The following is a 1,636-nucleotide window of genomic DNA, read 5'->3' as shown; positions in this document are numbered from 1 at the left end:
GTGCATCCGGCATAAAGCGCAGCGTTTAGGGCAAACTCGACGCTTTATGCTTCGCCAGAAGCGGGAACAACGATGCCCGGACCAGCCTATATCCATCAGGAAAACTTTCGCCGTATCCTGACGCGAAACATCAGCCTGCCGCTGGGCGTCGGCGTGCTCAGTGCCGCCATTTTTGTCGCCCTTATCTTTTACCTGCTGTCGGCCTTGGGCGGGGTCGCGCAAACAGAGCGAGCGATTACCAACGCCAATCTGATCGCCAAGCTGGGCGCCGACATGGAAACCAGCATGTACGGTTTCCTGGTCACCGGCGAAGAACCCCTGCTGCAGCCTTTTGAAATTGGGAAGCCGCGCATCGCAGCCGAAACAAACACGCTGGCCCTACTTGTCCGCGACAACCAGGCACAGGTCAGCCGGCTTGGTCGCATCGGGGCGCTGCAGGCTCAGTGGAATGAATATGCGCAAAACATTGTTTCCCTTCGCCGCAGAAACCTCGACTACCAGCAGCCGGTTCGCTCCGCAGGGGGCAAAAGCCTGACTGATGAAATTCGGCGCGAGTTCGCCGAGTTCATCAGCGTTGAAGAGCGGCTGCTGCAGCAGCGCAACGATGAGGCCAGAAACACCACGTTTTGGGGCATGGCGGCTTATTTGCTGTTCAGCCTGGGCCTGAGCGGTCTGCTGGCTTTCGTTGGCCGCCGCGAACTGGTGCAACTGTCGGACACTTACGGCGAGACGGAGCAAAAGCAAGCGGCCACTGCGCTGCTGCTGGATCAGCAGCTTTGGCTGCGCACCGGACAGCTGCAACTGGCCGAACACACGATCGGCCATCCAGGGGTGGAATCGCTTAGCCGCAGCGTGCTGGAATTCGTGGCGCGTTATCTTGATGCTGCCGTGGCGGCCTTGTATGTCCGGGAAGACGACGGCAGCCTGCGGCGTGTGGCTGCCTATGGCTTCAGCAAGGACTATGAAGAAACCGGGCAATCGTTTTACAGTGCCGAAGGACTGGTAGGACAGGCCGCCCTTGAAAACCGGGTGCTGCAACTCAACGACTTGCCCGACAACTACCTGAAAGTCACCTCGGGCCTGGGCCAGGGCACGCCGCGCCATGTGCTGGTGGTACCGGTACAAAACGAGGGAGAGGTCAACGGCGTGCTCGAACTCGGGTTTCTGCGGGCGCTCGGCCCGCGCGATCTGGAGTTCGTCAACATGATCGCCACCAATATTGGCAACTCCATCCACGCGGCGCTTTATCGCCGACGGCTTCAAGACGTGCTGGCGGAAAGCCAGCGGCTCAACGAAGACCTGCAATCGCAGCAGGAAGAGCTGCGCACGGTCAACGAAGAGCTGGAAGAGAAGTCGCGGGTACTCAAGGAGTATCAGGTGAATCTTGAAAACCAGCAGGCTGAGCTTGAGCAAACCAACCACCGGCTGTCCGAGGTCGCCTTGTCGCTGGACCAGAAAAATGGCGCGCTCAATCAGGCGCAAATCCAGCTGGAGGAGCGCGCCGAGGAGTTGAGCCGTGCCAGCCGCTACAAGTCCGAGTTTCTGGCCAACATGTCGCACGAGCTTCGCACACCGCTCAACAGCTCGCTCATCCTGGCCAAGCTGCTGTCGGATAACCAGAAGGGCAATCTCGACG

General features: G+C 59.7%; 1 protein-coding gene. It reads left to right on the top strand.

Annotated elements, in window-relative coordinates; genetic code table 11:
• Positions 1–72: 72 nt before the first annotated feature.
• The coding region (locus ABW22_RS18360) for a CHASE3 domain-containing protein (RefSeq protein WP_157648670.1) at positions 73–1,636 on the top strand (1,564 nt) is incomplete at its 3' end.

Origin of the sequence: Thiobacillus denitrificans, assembly GCF_001530125.1 — a bacterium.
Lineage (GTDB): Bacteria > Pseudomonadota > Gammaproteobacteria > Burkholderiales > Thiobacillaceae > Thiobacillus > Thiobacillus denitrificans_C.
This window is presented reverse-complemented; position numbering and strand designations above follow the sequence as displayed.